Annotated in this window: 23 protein-coding genes; 15 read left to right on the forward strand and 8 right to left on the reverse strand. The window is 31.9% G+C overall.

Annotated features, from left to right (window positions below; all coding sequences use genetic code 11):
* Positions 1–11: 11 nt before the first annotated feature.
* Positions 12–2,165 (reverse strand): gliding motility-associated C-terminal domain-containing protein, encoded by a 2,154-nt coding sequence (locus tag ACN0TY_RS06245; RefSeq protein WP_417443797.1) that lies wholly within the window; start codon positions 2,163–2,165, stop codon positions 12–14.
* Between the two features lie 344 nt (positions 2,166–2,509).
* On the opposite strand from ACN0TY_RS06245, the gene ACN0TY_RS06250 reads away from it, so the two are divergent.
* Entirely contained in the window at positions 2,510–3,019 is a 510-nt protein-coding gene (locus ACN0TY_RS06250; RefSeq protein ID WP_417443798.1) for a phosphoglycerate mutase family protein, read from the forward strand.
* Positions 3,020–3,024: 5 nt separating this feature from the next.
* On the opposite strand, the gene ACN0TY_RS06255 is transcribed toward ACN0TY_RS06250, so the two are convergent.
* Positions 3,025–3,756 carry a DUF6503 family protein gene (locus tag ACN0TY_RS06255; RefSeq protein WP_417443799.1) on the reverse strand — a complete coding sequence of 244 codons (732 nt, stop codon included), beginning with the start codon at positions 3,754–3,756 and terminating at the stop codon, positions 3,025–3,027.
* 127 nt (positions 3,757–3,883) lie between these two features.
* Between ACN0TY_RS06255 and smpB the strand changes: the two genes are divergently transcribed.
* Positions 3,884–4,342, forward strand: a complete 459-nt coding sequence (smpB, locus tag ACN0TY_RS06260) for an SsrA-binding protein SmpB (protein WP_236958333.1) — start codon at positions 3,884–3,886, stop codon at positions 4,340–4,342.
* Between the two features lies 1 nt (position 4,343).
* Here smpB and ACN0TY_RS06265 read toward each other — a convergent pair whose 3' ends face one another.
* Both ACN0TY_RS06265 and ACN0TY_RS06270 read right to left on the reverse strand, forming a co-directional pair.
* On the reverse strand, positions 4,344–4,598 hold the full coding sequence (locus ACN0TY_RS06265) for a hypothetical protein (RefSeq protein ID WP_417443800.1): 255 nt from the start codon (positions 4,596–4,598) through the stop codon (positions 4,344–4,346).
* Between the two features lie 7 nt (positions 4,599–4,605).
* Entirely contained in the window at positions 4,606–5,247 is a 642-nt protein-coding gene (locus ACN0TY_RS06270; protein WP_236958331.1) for a protein-L-isoaspartate(D-aspartate) O-methyltransferase, read from the reverse strand.
* 359 nt (positions 5,248–5,606) lie between these two features.
* On the opposite strand from ACN0TY_RS06270, the gene ACN0TY_RS06275 reads away from it, so the two are divergent.
* The 7 genes from ACN0TY_RS06275 to miaA all read left to right on the forward strand — a co-directional run bounded on the left by ACN0TY_RS06275 (position 5,607) and on the right by miaA (position 12,791).
* Positions 5,607–6,572, forward strand: coding sequence for a Gfo/Idh/MocA family protein (locus ACN0TY_RS06275; protein ID WP_236958330.1), 966 nt, complete (start codon positions 5,607–5,609; stop codon positions 6,570–6,572).
* A 59-nt stretch (positions 6,573–6,631) separates the two neighbouring features.
* On the forward strand, positions 6,632–7,522 hold the full coding sequence (locus ACN0TY_RS06280; RefSeq protein WP_417444007.1) for a 3-hydroxyacyl-CoA dehydrogenase family protein: 891 nt from the start codon (positions 6,632–6,634) through the stop codon (positions 7,520–7,522).
* Positions 7,523–7,553: 31 nt separating this feature from the next.
* The gene (locus ACN0TY_RS06285) at positions 7,554–8,786 is read left to right on the forward strand and encodes a DUF1015 domain-containing protein (RefSeq protein WP_417443801.1); all 1,233 of its coding nucleotides are present in this window, start codon (positions 7,554–7,556) and stop codon (positions 8,784–8,786) included.
* Positions 8,787–8,908: 122 nt separating this feature from the next.
* Complete coding sequence (locus ACN0TY_RS06290; RefSeq protein ID WP_417443802.1) at positions 8,909–9,583, forward strand: YggS family pyridoxal phosphate-dependent enzyme; 675 nt, start codon at positions 8,909–8,911, stop codon at positions 9,581–9,583.
* Between the two features lie 89 nt (positions 9,584–9,672).
* Positions 9,673–11,037, forward strand: coding sequence for an exonuclease domain-containing protein (locus tag ACN0TY_RS06295; RefSeq protein WP_417443803.1), 1,365 nt, complete (start codon positions 9,673–9,675; stop codon positions 11,035–11,037).
* Positions 11,027–11,890, forward strand: a complete 864-nt coding sequence (locus ACN0TY_RS06300) for an ion transporter (RefSeq protein ID WP_417443804.1) — start codon at positions 11,027–11,029, stop codon at positions 11,888–11,890. The genes ACN0TY_RS06295 and ACN0TY_RS06300 overlap by 11 nt, the downstream gene beginning before the upstream one ends.
* Positions 11,880–12,791, forward strand: a complete 912-nt coding sequence (miaA, locus tag ACN0TY_RS06305) for a tRNA (adenosine(37)-N6)-dimethylallyltransferase MiaA (protein ID WP_417443805.1) — start codon at positions 11,880–11,882, stop codon at positions 12,789–12,791. The genes ACN0TY_RS06300 and miaA overlap by 11 nt, the downstream gene beginning before the upstream one ends.
* 109 nt (positions 12,792–12,900) lie before the next feature.
* On the opposite strand, the gene ychF is transcribed toward miaA, so the two are convergent.
* A complete protein-coding gene (gene ychF, locus ACN0TY_RS06310) occupies positions 12,901–13,992 on the reverse strand; it encodes a redox-regulated ATPase YchF (RefSeq protein WP_236958323.1) in 1,092 nt (363 codons plus the stop codon).
* A 168-nt stretch (positions 13,993–14,160) separates the two neighbouring features.
* Here ychF and ACN0TY_RS06315 point away from each other — a divergent pair, with 168 nt between their 5' ends.
* From ACN0TY_RS06315 to ACN0TY_RS06340, 6 genes are all read left to right on the forward strand, one after another.
* Positions 14,161–15,147 (forward strand): YitT family protein, encoded by a 987-nt coding sequence (locus ACN0TY_RS06315; protein ID WP_236958322.1) that lies wholly within the window; start codon positions 14,161–14,163, stop codon positions 15,145–15,147.
* Between the two features lie 6 nt (positions 15,148–15,153).
* Positions 15,154–15,729: a Crp/Fnr family transcriptional regulator gene (locus ACN0TY_RS06320; RefSeq protein WP_417443806.1), complete on the forward strand. Its 576-nt coding sequence runs from the start codon at positions 15,154–15,156 to the stop codon at positions 15,727–15,729.
* 66 nt (positions 15,730–15,795) lie between these two features.
* A complete protein-coding gene (locus ACN0TY_RS06325; RefSeq protein WP_417443807.1) occupies positions 15,796–16,563 on the forward strand; it encodes an MBL fold metallo-hydrolase in 768 nt (255 codons plus the stop codon).
* Positions 16,564–16,702: 139 nt separating this feature from the next.
* Complete coding sequence (locus tag ACN0TY_RS06330; protein WP_417443808.1) at positions 16,703–16,957, forward strand: autorepressor SdpR family transcription factor; 255 nt, start codon at positions 16,703–16,705, stop codon at positions 16,955–16,957.
* Between the two features lie 4 nt (positions 16,958–16,961).
* A complete protein-coding gene (locus ACN0TY_RS06335; RefSeq protein WP_417443809.1) occupies positions 16,962–17,279 on the forward strand; it encodes a DUF1648 domain-containing protein in 318 nt (105 codons plus the stop codon).
* Between the two features lie 35 nt (positions 17,280–17,314).
* Positions 17,315–17,617, forward strand: a complete 303-nt coding sequence (locus tag ACN0TY_RS06340) for an SdpI family protein (protein WP_417443810.1) — start codon at positions 17,315–17,317, stop codon at positions 17,615–17,617.
* 31 nt (positions 17,618–17,648) lie between these two features.
* Here ACN0TY_RS06340 and ACN0TY_RS06345 read toward each other — a convergent pair whose 3' ends face one another.
* The 3 genes from ACN0TY_RS06345 to ACN0TY_RS06355 are packed head-to-tail and all read right to left on the reverse strand — an operon-like array spanning position 17,649 to position 19,883.
* Complete coding sequence (locus tag ACN0TY_RS06345) at positions 17,649–18,599, reverse strand: TerC family protein (protein ID WP_236958317.1); 951 nt, start codon at positions 18,597–18,599, stop codon at positions 17,649–17,651.
* 5 nt (positions 18,600–18,604) lie between these two features.
* Positions 18,605–19,099, reverse strand: a complete 495-nt coding sequence (locus ACN0TY_RS06350) for a hydrolase (protein ID WP_236958316.1) — start codon at positions 19,097–19,099, stop codon at positions 18,605–18,607.
* Between the two features lie 19 nt (positions 19,100–19,118).
* A complete protein-coding gene (locus ACN0TY_RS06355; RefSeq protein ID WP_417443811.1) occupies positions 19,119–19,883 on the reverse strand; it encodes an MBL fold metallo-hydrolase in 765 nt (254 codons plus the stop codon).
* Positions 19,884–19,940 lie beyond the last annotated feature (57 nt).

Genomic DNA, 19,940 nt, shown 5'->3' on the forward strand with positions numbered 1-19,940 from the left:
TAACTTTAGTTTCAGTTCACTAATGTAATAGAACCTTTTTTAATATTCTTACCTTTTTTGTTAACAAAGTAGTAGAAAACAGGAATTTCTGCATTCATTTTCATTGAAGAATTAGGCCAACTATTGTCATATTTAGTTGTTTTTAAGACAGTTGAACCATACGAGTCGCATATTACTACCTCGATCTCTGGGTCGTTAATAAATTTTTGTGGAAGTGTCCATTTATCATTCACAGAATCGTCATTTGGACTAATTAGGTTCGGAATTTCGACTACATCGTTAGAAACAACCTCTACAGATTTTTCAACGATACACCCACCTATTTTTGCAAATAAGGTGTAATTTCCTTCTTCAGCAATAGAAAATGTAGCTGTTTTACTGAGGATATTTCCTGCTTCATCAAGCCACTCATAACTCTCCCCTCCCGTTGCATTGGCTTCGATAATTCTATCAGGAGAGATTGTTATTTTTTCACCTGGATAAATATCTATTAGACCTTCAGAATCTTGATTCAAAGAAACTGAACGAGAAGTAATTGCACAACCTCCCAAGCTAACTTCAACTTTAAAATCACCTGTGTTTGTTGTAACAAATGTATTTTCTACCCCAGATGCTACTAATTTATCACCATTATACCAATCGTATTTTGCTCCTGCTAAAACTGTTGCTTTTAATTCACCTTCCAAATTAGTACAACTCATTGGTGTTACTACTTCTAAAGCTACTTCTGGCAACCCTAAAACGATCTCTTGCTTATTAGAAATAAAATCTATGTTTTTATAGGTTACTGCCAACTCATAAACCCCGTTATCAGTATAATCTAATGGTAAAGAAGCGCTTGTGTTCTTAAGAGAAATACCGTCCTTAAACCACTTCATTTTAAAGTTATGAAAGAACTCATTATCAATAGACAATACATCTCCATTTTTTAGTTTTCCTGTAAGTGAGGCAATCGTTAACTCGGTATTCATGGAAACACAAGCATCATAATTTGATGTTGGCTTTATTGTTGCTGAAAAAGAAACAGGTTCATATATTTTAAAACTTGGAGATTTAATATTTCCTTCACAAGCTGCAGAAGAAGACACTTCTGCATAATATTCTCCAGCTTCACTCACTATCAAACGAGTATTGTTATAACCTTCTTTTAATAGAAGTCCGTCTCTATACCAGTTTATATTGGCACCTTTATTATTAGTTTCTATGGAAAGAGTTGCCGTATTTTCGCCTATAATAACCGCATTTAATGGCGAAGTAACTTCTACGATTGTCGATTTATTTTGAACAATACTCACTTCTTCTGATGAAGACGTACACCCACCACTATTAGTAACTTCAACGCGATAAGATCCAAAATTATCTTCTTTATTTTCTAATTCTATTTTTGGAGCATACGTATCTAATTCACTGATTTTTTCTTCATTTTTAAACCAAGTATAAATGTAATTCTCATTATCTACTGATGCTTGTAAAACAATTGCAGCATCAGAACAAGGCTCTATACTTTTATTCCCCAAAATAGAAACTTCAAAAGCCTCCCCTTTATTTACGATTACCAAATTTGAATATATACTTCCAGTACAATTTCCATAGTAAGGTTCTGCATAATATTCTCCAGGTTCTGTTACACTGATGTAGTTTTCTGAAGTTACTTTAAGAATATCTCCATTTTTATACCATACATATTCTTTAGCAATATCATTATCCAAACTAATTTTTGTTCCTGCTTGACTACAAAGACTTACATCGTTATAATTATTTAAAACAACTTCTTCATTTGGCATAAAAAAAGCATCAAAAGCTTGAGTTGACTCCCCTATAATTGCTGGTGAAGTTGCTCTTAATCTTATTTTATAGTTTTCACCGTATACATCTTCAGGAAGAGAGAAAGATTCTTTAAACTCAAATGAATAGTTCTCCCCTTCAACAGTTTTAAGAATTGTTGGAGTATCAAATAACCCATCACTATTCGATAATTCTATATAAAACTTATTATCTGCAGCAAATGGTTTTTCATTAAATGTAAATGTAGCTTCGAAAGTATTAAATGCCTCATTTAAGCATGCATATTCAAATGATAATTGAGGGGCATTAATTTTCTGACTAAAACTGTTTCCCGTAAACAGTAAAAAAATGATTGCGATTGTTGTAGTAATATTTTTCATAAGTAGTCGATTTTAAAACGTTTGGGTATTTCCTAAAATCCATTTTTGCAGTCCTCAATCAAAAACTCATACTTTTCATTGATTTTGCATATATCAAATATATTAAAACAAGAATAATAATCGTTTAAAAACATATTTATTCGATGAAATGCATAGTATTTTTTTATTCAATGAAATATGTAGTCTTTTTAATACATTTAAAAAATCATATAAAAGCCTTTAAAAACAGTCGGTTAAGTAATATTTAGAAAGAGAAACAGTTTTACAACAATTTTTAGTTGCTGAATAGAATCAATATTATAATTTTGAGGAAGGAATAATATTTAGATAAATAAAATATATAAATGAGGACTTTTTTAATTCTAATGATGGGTGTCTTACTGATGAATTGCAATACTGCAACTCCAGAAATTAAAGACCAAACCACAACAATATACTTTATAAGACACGCTGAAAAAGATAGATCGGAGCCTAGCGAGAAGAACCCTTCACTTACAGAAAAAGGACTGGCTAGAGCAAAAAGATGGAGTGAAATATTTAAAAACATCACCTTTGATGCTATTTATTCCACAGACTATACAAGAACTATAGAAACAGCTTCACCAACGGCATATACCAATAATCTAGACATTATTAAATATGAACCTGAAGAATTAAATACAATAGAGATTTTTAAAAAGGGCTATGAAAATGTATTGGTAGTTGGACACAGTAACACAGTGCCTAAACTAGTAAATAAGCTTCTTAAGGAAGATAGATATGAAGACATAGAAGACAACAATAATGGTAACGTATATATTGTTACGCTAACCAATCAAGAGGTTGTTTCTGTTAACCTTCTTACCATCAAGTAGGAAGGTTACTTTACTGATACGTTTTCTAATTCTATTTTAGATAACAATTCCAATGCTCCAGCATCAAATAAACTATCTAACGCTATAAGTTTAGCAGATTTGGATTTAGGTTTGTAATTATTATAATCAACAAAATCTACACCTTCAATTGTTCTACGATTATAGGCTTCGCGAAAACGCATACCTCCTTCATTCACATGATATTCGTATGCTAAGTAATCGATTATATATGTTTCTTTATTCACCCAATACACAAAAACATCTTCAAAATCTTCACCTCCACCTTCTTGATCAAACCAGACTTTAATTTTGTAATAAGGTGTATCCTTAATAGTAACTTCAGTAAGTAATTCCTTATTAACAGCGTCTCCATCTAGTCCAAAAGGTAAATAAGCAAAGTAATGAACAGAGTTTACACTATTCTTATATTTATTGGCGGTAGTGTCTGCTAATTTTATAGCATCGCCATCAATATATCTTGTAAAATCATTATTGTTAATAACATCTGTAGTAGTTACAGAGTCTTGATGTATTCTTTTTAAGCTGAAACTTCCACCGTCACGATACGATTCATATGTATTCCCTCTAAAAACAAAAGAAATATTCTTTTTGTCTAAATTATTCATTCCAGATGCTTTAATAGACTTTCCTATAATAGTTGATGCATCTTCTTTAGGAGTACAATATGTGAATAATATAGTAATAAGTAGCAGTAGTATGTAATAGCTTTTCTTCATAAAGAACAATTTAATTTTGAAAATAGGTCGCAAATATATCCTTTTACTTACTTAACAAATATAAAATCCTCTTAAAATAGAAGAATAAAATACTGCTATTCGAGAAATGTTCTTATTTTTGACGCGTATGCAGAATAATGTTAACATAAAGAATAAAAAAGCTCGTTTTGAATATGAGATTTTAGATAAGTATATAGCAGGTATTGTTTTATCTGGTACTGAAATAAAATCTATTCGTCAAAGCAGAGCTTCTATTGCTGAAAGCTTTTGCGAATTCAATGAAAAGGGAGAGCTCTTCGTAATTAATATGACGGTCGAAGAGTACACACATGCTACTCATTTTAACCATCGTCCAAAGAGCGAGCGTAAATTATTATTGAATAAACGAGAACTTAAAAAATGGCATAAAGCCGTAAAAGTTTCTGGAAACACTATCGTCCCATTACGATTATTCGTTAACGAAAAAGGACTAGCAAAGATGCAAATAGCACTCGCAAAGGGGAAGAAACTTTACGACAAAAGGGAAACTATTAAAGATCGTGATAATAAACGAAATCTAGATAGAGTTAAAAAAGCATATAGTTAATTTAGCTTTTAGAGGCTGAATCTGATACTTCTTCTTTAGGTTTTTTCCAAAATAGTAAACAAACACTTCCAGAGATTAAAGCACTTACTATAACTCCCCCTATTAGGAGATTTCTTCCTGCATTATCTTGATCTAGTGTGTAGTTCAATACTCCAAAAAGAACAATTCCTAGAATGATGTCTAGCGTTAATTGAATAATCCAATATGCCCAAACCCCTTTTCTGGTAAGCTTGCTTAAAAATAATCGATCTAACATAAAACTATTAATTTTTATCTTCTAATAATGGTACAAATCTAAATTCTCCAAACTCATGTTTTTCAAATTCTTTAGGTGAATTTCTAATAAAAAGCGTCATTTCTTGGACTTCCTCACCAACAGGAATCACTAATCTACCTCCTACTTTAAGCTGTGCCATTAACGGTTTAGGAACAAATGGAGCTCCAGCAGTAACTATAATTCCATCAAAAGGAGCTTCAGCAGGTAAACCTTTATAACCGTCTCCAAATATTACACGCTTTGCTTTATATCCTAACTTAGGAAGAAAAAGATTGGTTTTTTTAAAAAGCTCTTTTTGTCTTTCAATCGTATACACTACAGCACCTAATTCCAATAGCATAGCTGTTTGATAACCACTACCAGTACCAATTTCTAGAATCTTATCCCCTCGCTTAATCTTTAATAATTCGGACTGAAAAGCTACTGTGTAAGGTTGTGAAATAGTCTGACTTGCACCAATAGGGAAAGCTTTGTCTTGATACGCATGGTCTTCAAAACTACTATCCATAAACAAATGTCTAGGGATCTTTTTTACCGCCTTAATAACATTCTTGTCTGTTATCCCTTTTTTCTGAAGGACTTCAGCCAGATTATTACGCATTCCTTGGTGTCTATAGGTATCTTTCAAGTATAGGTGTTTTTTAGCAATGCAAAATTATAACTTTTATAACGATTTTCTCCCCTCAAAAAATGCTTTAAAAAATAGATTCTTGTCTTTGAGAGGATTAAAGTCCTGATAAGTTATCAACATTACTTTATTCTCTTTAATAAAATTGTGATGCATAAATTTAATACATATATATAAAACCTTGATTAGTATTCAATAAACAGTATCTAGAGTTGCTAAATACTTTAAGTATATCATCAAATAAAATAATATTCCGTATTTTAGACTTTCATTCTCAGCTTTAAAATCATTTATAAAAACAAGTGGTTAAGGTTGAAAGAATGCATCAATAACCTTAATTTTGTTTAAAAACATTTTATATGCTTAAAGCAGGTGTTCTAGGTGCCGGCCACCTTGGAAAAATTCATTTAAGACTTATCAATCAATCTGATAAATACGAACTTGTTGGTTTTTACGATCCAGACGAGAAAAACGCTAAGAAAATAGTTAAAGAATTCGGTTATAAATACTTTTCATCAATAGACGATTTAATTGCAGCTGTAGATGTGGTAGATATTGTTACTCCTACCCTTTCTCATTATGAATGCGCTCTTAAAGCTATAAAAAAAGGGAAACACGTTTTTTTAGAAAAACCGATAACTAAAACAGTTGCAGAGGCAGATGAACTTATAAGTCTTGCAAAAGAAAATAATGTAAAAGGACAAGTGGGACATGTGGAGCGTTTTAATCCAGCTTTTATTGCGGTAAAAGAAAAGGTTGAAAACCCTATGTTTATAGAAACCCATCGTTTGGCAGAATTTAATCCTCGAGGAACTGATGTTCCTGTGGTGTTGGATTTAATGATTCATGATATCGATATTATATTGAGTGTTGTAAAATCTCCTGTAAAGAATATCAATGCTAGTGGTGTTTCTGTAATTAGTAAATCTCCAGATATAGCAAATGCTAGAATAGAGTTCGAAAATGGATGTGTTGCCAATCTTACTGCTAGTAGAATCTCATTGAAGAACATGCGTAAGTCTAGGTTTTTTCAACGTGACGCCTATATTTCTGTTGACTTTTTAGAAAAGCAAGTAGAGGTTGTAAAAATGAAAGATGCTCCTAAAAAACCGGACGAATATGCGTTGGTTTTACAAAATGCAGAAGGAGAGAAAAAGCAGATTTACTTTGAAAACCCTAAAGTGACCCAAAACAATGCTATTTTAGACGAGTTAGAGTCGTTTGCAAATGCTATTGCTAATAATACAGAAACAGCAGTGAGTTTAGAACATGGAACTGCAGCCTTAAAAGTAGCTATGCAAATTGTAAAACTTGTAGAAGGATAAGAATCGCCTTATGCCTTTTAAACCTTCAAAAATTAAAAACTAGTTAATAAATGACTGATATAAAAAATATAGCCGTGATTGGTGCAGGAACAATGGGAAATGGTATTGCTCATACGTTTGCTCAAAACGGATATAATGTAAAACTTATAGATGTTTCTGAAAATTCTCTAATTAGAGGGATAAATACTATTGAGAAGAATCTTGATAGAATGTTATCCAAAGAGAAAATTTCTCAAGCTGAAAAAGAAAGTACGCTAGGTAATATTACCACTCATACAGACATTAAAAATGGTGTCAAAGAGGTGCAACTTGTTGTAGAAGCTGCTACTGAAAATGAATCTCTAAAACTTAAAATTTTTAAAGATCTTAGTGATTCCTGTAATGATGATGTTATCTTAGCAACAAATACTTCTTCGATTTCGATAACAAAGATTGCAACTGCGGTTAATAATCCTGCTCGTGTAATTGGAATGCATTTTATGAATCCTGTTCCGATCATGAAATTAGTAGAGGTTATAAAAGGTTATAATACCAGTACCGAAGTTTTAGATACTGTATTTAAACTATCGGAAAATATTGATAAAGTCCCTGTTGAAGTAAATGATTACCCTGGGTTTGTAGCCAATAGAATTTTAATGCCGATGATTAATGAGGCCATTGAAACTTTATATAACGGCGTAGCTGGGGTATATGAAATCGATACCGTTATGAAATTAGGAATGGCTCATCCAATGGGACCGCTTCAATTGGCTGATTTTATTGGGCTTGATGTTTGCCTTTCAATTTTAAATGTAATGTACGACGGATTTAAAAATCCAAAATATGCTCCTTGTCCGTTATTAGTAAATATGGTAACCGCAGGTAAATTAGGAGTTAAATCTGGCGAAGGTTTCTACGACTATTCAGAAAATAGAAAAGCAGAAGTTATCGCTAAACAATTTCAGAAGTAAAAATAACTCCTAAAAGAATATAAATATAGAAATGGTTAAAATAATTCCGTTTGCAGCTGTACGTCCTACAAAAGATAAAGTGGGTTTGGTAGTTTCTCGTTCGTATGAAGATTACCCTGTAGACGAATTAAACACTACCCTTTCTTATAATCCATTTTCTTTTTTACACATCGTAAATCCGGGCTATAAATTTCATCATGATATTTCTGGAGAACGACGTTTTTCATTAGTTAAAAATCGTTATCTGGAGTTTATCGAAGAATCTGTTTTTATAAAAGATCCAAACCCTGCTTTTTATATTTATAAGATAAAAACTAGAAAGGGAGATTTCTGTGGGATTTTTGCTGGTGCTAGCATCGCTGATTATCAACAAAATAAGATTAAAAAACACGAAGCTACCTTACAAAAGAGAGAAAAGTTATTTAAAGACTACTTAAAAACTGTAGGGTTTAATGCTGAACCAGTACTTCTCACCTATCCAGATACGGAAGAGATTGATATTATTATAAATGATGTAACAGCTGGAGTTCCTGAATATGAATTTGCTACTACCGATAAGGCTAGTCATTATTTATGGAAAGTAGATGATCAAAAGGTAATAAACGGTATTCAAGCTGCTTTTAAAAAATTAGATTGCCTGTATATTGCAGATGGGCATCATCGTTCTGCCTCTTCGAATTTATTATCGAAAGAGCTTCAGAAAGAGAATCCTAAACACACAGGTGAAGAGTCGTATAATTACTTTATGAGCTACCTTATTCCGGAGTCTAATTTAAAGATTTACGAGTTCAATAGAATGGTTAAAGACTTAAATGGCTTAACTAAGGAGGAATTTTTAATTCAATTAGACACTCATTTTAGGATAGAAAACCGTGGAGCGGATTTATACAAACCTTCTACTATTCATCATTTTGGAATGTATTTAGATGGAGAGTTTTACTCTTTATATTTGAGGAAAAATTATCCTTTTACCGACTCTTTAAGTCAACTTGATACTCAAATTTTGTTTGTAACAATTTTAAAACCTATTTTAGGGATTAAGGATTTGAGAAACGATAGTAGAATTGAATATGGCTATGGTAAATATAATACCATAAAAATGAAAGATTTAATTGATAAAGGAGACTTTAAGATTGGCTTTAGTCTTTTTCCTGTAGAAGTTTCTCAGATGAAAGAAATTGCTGATGAAGGACTTAAAATGCCTCCAAAAACAACCTATATCGAACCTAAGCTTAAAAGTGGTCTTACTATTTATGAATTTTAATAAGGGTAAGCACTTTTAGCTCATATAATAAGTTTAATTAATTATGTTTCAACTGTTAAAAGGAAACATAGAAACTCACCTAGTGAGAAAAACCCATTTTTGGGAATAAAAAGTTACTATAAATGTCTGTAAAAGAAAATTTAATACATATAAAAAAAGAAATACCAGGAGATGTTACGCTGGTAGCTGTTTCTAAAACAAAACCCAATGAAGCAATCATTGAAGCTTATGAAGCTGGACAACGTGTGTTTGGAGAAAATAAGATTCAAGAAATGACTGATAAATGGGAAGCATTGCCTAAAGATATTGAGTGGCACATGATTGGCCATGTACAAAGAAATAAAGTTAAATATATGGCTCCTTTTGTGAGCTTAATTCATGGTGTTGATAGTTTAAAGCTACTCAAAGAAATAGAAAAACAAGCCAAAAAGAATGAACGTACCATCTCATGTTTACTTCAAATGCATATCGCTAAAGAAGAAACTAAATTCGGTATGGATGAAAATGAGGTAAAAGCGCTCCTTACTTCTGAAGAGTTTAAAAAAATGGAGCACGTAAAAGTGATTGGACTCATGGGAATGGCTACTTTTACTGAGGATGAAAAACAAATAAAAGAAGAGTTTTCTTCATTAAAAGCTTTATTTGATTCTATAAAGAGCAATCATAATACTACGGAAAATCTAGATCTTAAAACGTTATCCATGGGAATGAGTGGCGATTATACGTTAGCCATAGAATGTGGTAGTAATATGGTTAGAATTGGTAGTAGTATATTTGGAGCTAGAAATTATAATTAGACAATATTATAACCGTTCTGAAGTATAATAAGGGCTAAAACAATAGCCCCAAAAAAAAGAGAGTTTAATAATCTCCAACAATAAAATTAATGTACGCAATACTCGATATAGAAACAACAGGAGGAAAATATAATGAAGAAGGGATTACCGAGATTGCCATTTACAGATTTGACGGGCATAAAGTTGTAGACCAGTTTATAAGCCTTGTAAACCCAGAGAAAGAGATACAACCTTTTGTAGTAAAGCTCACTGGAATTAATAATAATATGTTGCAAACTGCTCCTAAATTTCATGAGGTAGCAAAAAGGATTGTAGAAATAACCGATGGAGCAACATTGGTAGCCCACAACGCACAGTTTGATTATAGGATTTTACAAACAGAATTCCGCCGTCTCGGTTACGATTATCAACGTAAATCTGTTTGTACTGTAGAGCTATCCAAAGAGCTGATCCCAGATCAGCCCTCTTATAGCTTAGGAAAACTTGTAAGATCCTTAGGGATTCCTGTTAGTGATCGTCACAGAGCAAATGGGGATGCACAAGCTACAGTGAAGCTTTTTAAAATGCTTTTAGCAAAAGACACTACAAAGAAAATAGTTCAAAGTAATATCCGAGCTGAAGATATTGGACAATTAAATCCAAAATTAATGGATATTGTAGCGCAACTTCCAACATCTGTTGGTGTTTATTATATGCACGATAGTGATGGTGAAGTAATGTTTTTAGCAAAAAGCGGAAATATCCAGAAGAGAGTAAACCAAATATTCGCTTCTTCCTCAAAAAAGAATAAACGGCTTCAAAAGGAAGTAAAAGCTGTTACTTATGAAGAAACGGGAAATGAACTAATTGCTCTTTTAAAAGAAAATTCAGAAGTAAAAAAGAATAAGCCAAAATATAATGCGAAAAGTAAAAAGCTATTTACTCATGCATTGTATGTAAAAGAAGATAAAGAAGGCTATTTAACTTTAAAAATTGGTAAATCGGACAATAGGAAAAAATATATCACCACTTTTTCCAATTATCAACAGGCATATAATATATTACATGCTATCGACGAAGAGTTTAACTTATGTAATAAATTAAATGGTTTATCTGAAGCTAAGAAGAATTGCTATAATTATACAGTTGATAAATGTAATGGAGCTTGTCTGAATGAAGAGCCTCCTAAAACATATAATAAAAGAGTAAAACAAGCGCTTTATAAGCTTAGTTTTCAAGATCGTAGTTTTATTATTTCCGACAGAGGAAGGGAAATTCACGAACGAAGTGTTATCTTGATACAAAATGGTGACTTTAAAGGATTTGGGTTTTATGAGTTAAACCATCAAGTTAATAAATTAAGTATCTTAGAGTCATTAATTACACCGCTAGATAATACTCCAGATGCTAGACATATTATTCATGCGTATTTAAGAAAAAAGAAATCGTACAAAATTATTAATATTGAAGCCTGAAAATAAGACAATACCAAAGTGGAAACATAAACTTCATGAAATCATTTATGAAGCTGATACACCTATGGGTAAATCGTTCGATATTCTACTCTTTATCATCATTATACTCAGTATAGTATTAGTAATGCTAGAGAGTATTAAGTCTTTTGATGCCAAATATCATGATTACTTATATACCGCAGAATGGGTAATAACAGTCTTTTTCACCATAGAATATATAGCCAGAATAATATCCATAAAGAAGCCTCTTAAATATATTTTTAGTTTTTATGGGATTGTTGACTTATTCTCCACTATTCCACTTTATTTATCATTCTTTTTTGCAGGGTCTCAGGTTTTCCTTGCCGTAAGGGCATTGCGATTGCTACGTGTTTTTAGAATTTTAAAATTAGTGAGATTTATGGGGGAAGCTTCCCAACTTAAGGAAGCCATAAAATCCAGTAGAGCTAAAATTGCAGTTTTTATTTATACGGTTCTTATTCTTTCTGTGATTATGGGTACAGTTATGTACTTAATTGAAGGAGCAGAAGCTGGATTTACTTCTATTCCGAGGAGTATTTATTGGACTATCGTTACTTTAACTACCGTTGGTTATGGAGATATAGCCCCAGTAACTTCAGTCGGTCAGATTATTGCAGCCATTATTATGATTTTAGGTTATGGGATTATTGCTGTTCCAACAGGAATTGTTACCGTCGAATTTGCTAAACAAGGCTCTACTGCTAATAAAAAAGATAAAAACGTTAAAGAGATTCATACCAATACGCAGAGTTGCCCGCATTGTACCGCCGAAAACCATCAAAACAATGCTAAATTTTGTTATGAATGTGGAAATTATTTGAATGAACACTAAGCATCTTATTACCGTTGTAGGCCCTACTGCCATTGGAAAAACTTCTCTAGCTATTGCTTTAGCTAATGAGTTCTCTACTGAGATTATTTCATCAGATTCAAGACAATTTTTCAAAGAAATGAAACTTGGAACTGCTGTTCCCGATGCAGAAGAATTGGCTGCTGCTCCCCACCATTTTATTCAGCATAAAAGCATCTTTGATCCATATTCTGTTGGAGATTTTGAGAGAGATGCGATAGCTCTTATAGATGAATTATATAAAGACCATGATACTGTAATTATGGTTGGAGGAAGTGGTTTGTATAATAATGCCGTGATTGAAGGATTGGACAATTTTCCAGATGTAGATCCTTATATTAGAAAAGTACTCAACAAACTTCTTGAAACTGAGGGTATAGAAGCGCTACAGCAACAATTAGAAGAATTGGATCCACTACATTACAAAAATACAGATATTCAGAACCCACATCGTATCATTAGAGCGTTAGAGATATGTATTGGAACAGGAAAGCCGTACTCTTCGTTTTTAAATCAGCAGAAAAATAACAGGTCTTTTAAAACTATAAAAATTGGACTTACAGCAGACCGCGAAATTATTTATGATCGTATTAATCAACGTGTAGACATTATGATGAATAACGGTCTTTTAAAAGAGGCAAAGGCTGTATATGAACATAAAGAGCTTAATGCATTACAAACCGTTGGCTACAAAGAATTGTTTAAATATTTTGATGGAGACTGGACTTTAGAATTTGCTGTTTCTGAAATCAAAAAAAATACACGAAGATTTGCAAAACGTCAACTTACATGGCTACGGAAAGACGATACTATTTTATGGTTTGACTACAAAACAGCTCCAGGAATTATTATGGATGACATTAAAAGATCAATGAATCTATAATTAGCTTTTCAATAAAGCTAAATCCCACTTACTTAAGAAATCAATAGAAATATAAAAGCCAATAGCTTATACAACTATTGGCTTGATATATTATAATCGTAATGTTAGTTTAAACATTAAAACGGAAATGCATTACATCACCATCTTTAACGATGTACTCCTTCCCTTCTACCCTCATTTTTCCAGCTTCCTTCACTTTATTCTCACTTCCATAAGCTACATAATCATCATAACCAATAACTTCAGCACGAATAAATCCTTTTTCAAAATCAGTATGGATAACTCCAGCAGATTGTGGCGCCGTAGCTCCAACAGGAATTGTCCAAGCTCTTACTTCTTTAACTCCTGCAGTAAAGTACGTTTGTAAGTTTAATAATTTATAAGCAGCACGGATAAGTTTTGCAGCTCCAGGCTCATCAAGACCTATATCTTCTAAGAACATTTTTCTCTCATCATAATCTTCAAGCTCAGCAATATCTGCTTCGATAGCTACAGCTAGAATAATAATTTCAGCATTTTCATCCTTTACAGCTTCCTTTACTTTTTCTACAAGCTCATTTCCGTTTTTAGCAGCAGACTCGTCTACATTACATACATAAAGAATAGGCTTAGCGGTAAGCAATTGGAATCCTTTCATGAATTCAGCTTCATCCTCATTAATTTCTACTGCTCTAGCAGAAATACCACTTTCTAAAGCATTTTTAAAGCGAAGTAATAGTGCTTGCTCCGTCTGCGCATCTTTATCTCCAGTTTTTGCTGCTCTATTTACTTTCTCTAAACGTTTATCTACCGTTTCAAGGTCTTTTAATTGAAGTTCAATATCTATTGTCTCTTTATCGCGGATAGGGTTTACATTTCCATCTACGTGAACAATATTGTCGTCTTCAAAACAACGAAGTACATGAATTATCGCATTACACTCGCGGATATTTCCCAAGAATTGATTCCCTAAACCTTCTCCTTTACTCGCTCCTTTTACCAAACCAGCAATATCTACAATCTCAACTGTTGCAGGTAATACACGCTCTGGATTAACCAAAGATTCTAATTTTTGTAATCTAGCGTCAGGAACATTTACGACTCCTAAGTTAGGTTCTATAGTACAAAAAGGGAAGTTAGCACTTTGTGCTTTAGCATTAGATAAACAATTAAATAATGTTGATTTTCCAACATTTGGTAACCCTACAATTCCAGCTTTCATGCGTTGTATTTTGTAAATTTTTTCGAGTGCAAATATAATTAATTCTACTCCAAAAAATAATGTATCTGATGCTTTATATAATTAATAGTATTTAAAAAGTTCATAAACTGAATTAATGGTAGCTTACTAGAGAAAAATTTTATCTTTATCATAGCCAAAAAAGAAAGCATGAATTTATTTTTTAAGAAAATCGTTGTAGATAGAGTCCGAAAACAATATCGCAGCAAACCTAAAGAAGTTACTGATAAAGAAAAGAGCTTTAAAAAGCAGGTAAACGATCTTGAAGTGGAAATTTCTCATGAAATTCAAGATATTATCTACTTATTAATCGGTGTATTATCAGCTTCCTTTGGTTTAAAAGGCTTTCTTTTACCGAGTTCTTTTATTGATGGTGGAGTTACTGGAATCTCCTTAATTGTTCGAGAATTAACAGAGTTACCATTATCCCTTTTAATATTTGGACTCAACCTTCCGTTTGTAATCCTTGCCTATGTTGCTATTAGTAAGCGTTTCGCCATAAATAGTATTATTGGTATCTTTTTATTAGCCCTTTCTGTTCATTTTATACCTTTTCCAACTATTACAGATGATAAAATCCTAATTGCTGCCTTTGGAGGTTTCTTTTTAGGTCTTGGAATCGGTATGGCAATTCGTGGAGGCGCCATTATTGATGGTACAGAGGTACTGGCTATTTATATCAGTAGAAAATCTAGCCTCAGTGTTGGGAATGTAATTATGATTTTTAATGTCATCATTTTCATGGCGGCTGCTTATATATTTTCAACAGAAATCGCTTTGTATGCCATTCTAACTTATTTTTCAGCATCTAAAACCGTAGATTTTGTTATTGATGGTATTGAAGAATTTATAGGAGTTACTATTATTTCTGAAAAATGTGATGAAGTACGAAGAGTGATTATTCATAACATGGGACGTGGTTGTACTATTTATAAAGGACAAAGAGGCTTTTCTGTTGACAGTTCTCCCTTGAAAAATATCGACATTGTATATACTGTTATTACACGTTTAGAAATGTCTACATTAAAAACGGAAATTGATAAAATTGATAAAAATGCATTTATAATTATGAATTCTGTGAAAGACACTAAGGGGGGAATGATTAAGAAAAAACCACTGACTAAAATTAAATCATAAACAGTTATGATAGATTATAGCCAAATAGCTAAGTTTTTTGAAACTGAATATCCTTTAAATAAAGAAGGATTAGCTGCTTTGATGTCGCTTTTTGTAAATAAAGATATAGCAAAGGGAACTTCTATCCTACAATCAGATACGGAAGAAAAGGAGCTTCGTTTTTTAAATAGCGGTATTATTAGAGAATATTATGCTTCAGAAAGTAAAGAAACCAACATCAATTTTTACACGAAACCTCAATTTATTACTGATTTATCTTCATTTACAGGAGACATTAAAACTAAAAAGAATCAAGAAGCCTTAACTGATGTTTCTCTACTAGCGGTACAAAAAAGTGACTTTAGAGCACTTTTAGAAAAATATCAATGTGGAAAATCATTTATAGAGCAATCTTTTCAAAAACTTCTTAAACATAAAGAGCTTACAGAATATAATAGAATCACAAAATCTCCTGAAGATTTGTATCGCGAATTACTGATTTATAAACCACACTGGTTACAAAATATCCCACAATATCATATTGCCTCTTATTTAAATATCACTCCCGAAACCCTAAGCAGAATTCGGAAGAGAATTTCTTGATTTCAATCAATGTATAGCAATCATTGCTGCATTAATTTTGCATCAGTAACTTAAAATTTAGTAACAATGACAACAATACATCACTTCAGAAATGCTACAATGGTTATAGAAACAGAGAATGAGGTTATCCTTGTAGACCCAATGTTAGGCGCTAAAGGAACACAACCAACTTTTACTTTCTTTAGATTTAAAGCACAGAAAAACCCGATTGTAGAATTACCACAAAGTTGTCTAGAAATACTAAATAAAGTTACACACTGTGTTATTACGCACTTACATCCAGATCATTTGGATAAAATGGGAGAAGAATTTCTAATTAATAATAATATCCCTGTTACTTGTAGCTATAAAGATGTAAATGACCTTAAAAAAAGAGGACTTAATGTAGTCAACTCTATAGAATACTGGAAGCAAACCCCTTTTCTAAATGGAACTATAGAGGGAGTTCCTGCAAGACATGGTTATGGATTAGTAGCTAAACCCATGGGAAATGTGATGGGTTATTACATTAAACTATCTAACGGAGACTCTATATATCTAAGTTCAGATACCATTTATACAGAAGATGTGCATAAGGTTCTTGCAGAATACAATCCTACTATTAGTGTAGTTGCGGGTGGAACAGCGCAATTGGATTTATTAAAGCCACTTTTAATGACAAAAGAGGATATTATAAAGTTTGCAGAAAACGCACCTAATAAAGTTATTGTGAATCACCTAGAAGCTGTTAACCACTGCCCTACTACAAGAACGGAATTAAAAAATATATTTACTAAAAAAGGATTAATTAGTAAAGTATGTATTCCTGAAGATGGTGAAGTGATTAGCTTTTAGTCTATTTTTTATTTATCAAACTATTGATAAATAGTGCTACCTCCTACTGTACAGTTCAATTAAAATTCTAATAATTATTTGTTTATTAGTATTTTACAAACAATATTTAGATATTTGTCTAAATAACTAAATCTAATGAATGAACTCGCTATTTAAAGCTCTTAATGACGAAACTCGCAGGAAAATTGTAGAGTTATTGAAAGAAAAAGATATGAATGCTGGAGAAATTGCAGATCGTTTTAATATCTCAAAGCCTAGTATTTCTCACCACTTGGATATCTTAAAGAGAGCAGACTTAATAACGAGTGAGAAAAAGGGTCAGTTTGTAGAATACTCTTTAAACACTACAATATTAGAAGACTTAATAAATTGGATTGTTAACTTAAAAAATTAACCAAATGAAACTAAAAAAAGAACTATCGTTAATTGGAATTGTATTATTACCCTTTATTTATTTAGCCTATATCTGGCCTGAATTACCTGCAAAAGTCCCAATGCACTGGAATTATAAAGGTGAGATAGATAGGTATGGCGATAGAATTGAAATTATAATGATACCCATATTATTACCGCTACTTATATATATAACGTTTTTAATTATACCTATAATCGGCCCTAAAAAGAACCTAACTAAGATGGGAAATAAGCTTCAGTCGTTAAAAACATTGCTAACTATATTGATGTCGATATTGGCTTTATATATAATTATTCCATAAAAAATCAATCGCTCTCAAACCCTAATTATATAGTATTGTTAATAGGTGTACTCTATATTATATTCGGGAATTACTTTAAAACAATAAAAGCAAATTACTTTATAGGAATAAGAACTCCATGGACACTAGAAAATGATAATGTATGGAAGAAAACTCATAAATTAGGCGGTATATTATGGTTTATCGGAGGAATTATTGTTGTATTATCTAGCTTAATCTCAGATAAACCTACTAATTTCAGAATATTCTTAGGCGTTACCATACTAATCACAGTCATCCCTATTATATATTCATATGTAGTTTTCAACAAAGAAAAACAAATAGAACAAGGTGCTTAATTTATAAATGAAGGCACTATATATTACTATGCTAGTTAATTTCAGCCTTCTTCTCTTTATGTAATGAAAACCATACACCTGCAGCCAAAGAAACTCCAATAACGGCTAACGATAACCATTCTGGTATTTCCACATGATGAGAAAGTATCATTTTTATACCCACAAAAGTAAGTATTACAACAAGACTGTATTTTAAATATCCAAAGCGCTCTATCATATTTGCCAAAAAGAAATACATAGACCGGAGTCCTAAAATTGCCATTATATTGGAACTAAAAACCAAAAATGGATCTGATGTAATCGCTAATATTGCCGGAATACTATCTAAGGCAAAAAGAATATCTGTAAACTCTATTACAATAAGTGCTATAAACAATGGTGTAGCTACTAAAAGGTGTTTTTTTCTAACAAAAAAATGTTCACTTTCAATAACTGGAGTCACAGGAATCACCTTTCTTATTGCTTTATAAACAAAAGACTGTTTAGGATCATAAGAATCGTCATCCTTTTCCATTGCCAATTTAATAGCTGTATAAATAAGGAAAACCCCAAAAACATAGATTATCCAATCGAACTTTTTAATTAGAAATACTCCAAAGAATATCATCAATGCACGGAATACAATAGCTCCAATAATTCCCCAAAATAAAACTCTATGTTGATAGATTTTAGGAATTTTAAAAGAAGTAAAAATGACAGCTATCACAAAGATATTATCTACACTAAGCGATAACTCGATTAAATACCCCGTAATATATTTCATAAAAGCATTGGTAGGCGATAGATTATCTACATTTTCTACCCAACCGTGTTTAAATATGAAAAATACAACTATGGAGAATAACAATGCAATACTAACCCATATTGCAGTCCACTTACTAGCTTCTTTATTGGTAATCTCGTGAGGATTTTTATTAAAAACCCCAAGATCTAACGCTAAGAAAATTGTTATCAGAACAATAAATGATATCCAAACTGTCATACTAATTAACTTCTAGTGTATAATAAATGATCTAATAATGTGAAGTCTACTCCCATATCTTCTTTTAACTCATATTTTATAAAAAGTTCTCCCCAATATTTACCATCAGAAAAATCGGCGATTATCCATTTATGATTTAAAACTTTTATTTTATTAATCTTCATCGGTCCTCCAGACATTCCATCATAAGGAACTAAGGGATTATTTCCTTTTTGCTCATTTGTTTCCAATAATTTATCAGCAATATAACGAGCAGGGTTTTTTATATCTAAATCGTCATAATAAGCAAGAGCATCGTCATTATTATCCAAAGAAAAATACTGAAGATCAAGATTATTTAGAGTCAATGTTTTTATGGAATCCGTTAACTTTTCATTCTCTGCGGTTAAGCGTTCTATTCTGATATTTTCTTTTTCAAAATATTTCTTAGCACTTACGTATTGATAAATAACGAAAAGGGCTGTGAATAAGAATAGGTATAAAAAAATATTACGTCTCATAGTGGGGTTTTACTAAATTTTATATTTCAATAGTTAAATTATCATAAGCGATAAAAACATGAGGAGGCAATTCCTTTTGAGCCTCTTCATGAAAGCCTAACATCGGACTGATATGTGTAAGATATGCCTTTTTAGGTTTTACTTCCTCTATAAAGCTAAGAGCTTCTTCAATATTAAAATGAGAATGATGTTTCTCCTTTCTAAGTGCATTTACAACTAGCACCTCTACTCCTTTCAGCTTATCAGTTTCTTCCTTCTCAATACTTTTTATATCCGTTAGGTATGCAAATTTATCAAATCTAAATCCAAAAACTTGCAATCTATTGTGAAAAGCATTGATTGGAATTACTTTTTTATCTCCTAAAGAAATAGGAAGGTTATTTACAATCTCTTCTTCTTTTACGGCTGGCGCTCCTGGATATCTATTTTCAGTAGCAAAAATATAATCAAACTTAATTTTTAAGGATTTCAAAACCCTCTGATGGGCATAAATGGGAATGTCACCTTGTCTAAAAAAATAAGGTCGAATATCATCTAGTCCCATAATATGATCTGCATGTTCATGAGTAAATAGAATCCCATCTATTTTTTTAACATCATGCCTTAACATCTGCTGTCTAAAATCTGGGCCACAGTCTATAATATAGCAATAAGCCCCCCAGTTTATCATTACAGAAACCCGAAGACGCTTGTCTTTTGGATCTGTACTTTTAGATACTGGATCGTCGCTACCTATAATAGGAATCCCTTGAGATGTTCCTGTACCGAGGAATGTAATCTTCAAAACTGTAATTTTTTATCAAATTTATCATTTATATTCCGAATAGCTTCATTAAACTTT

This window comes from Joostella sp. (assembly GCF_048266025.1).
GTDB lineage: Bacteria > Bacteroidota > Bacteroidia > Flavobacteriales > Flavobacteriaceae > Galbibacter > Galbibacter atrarenae.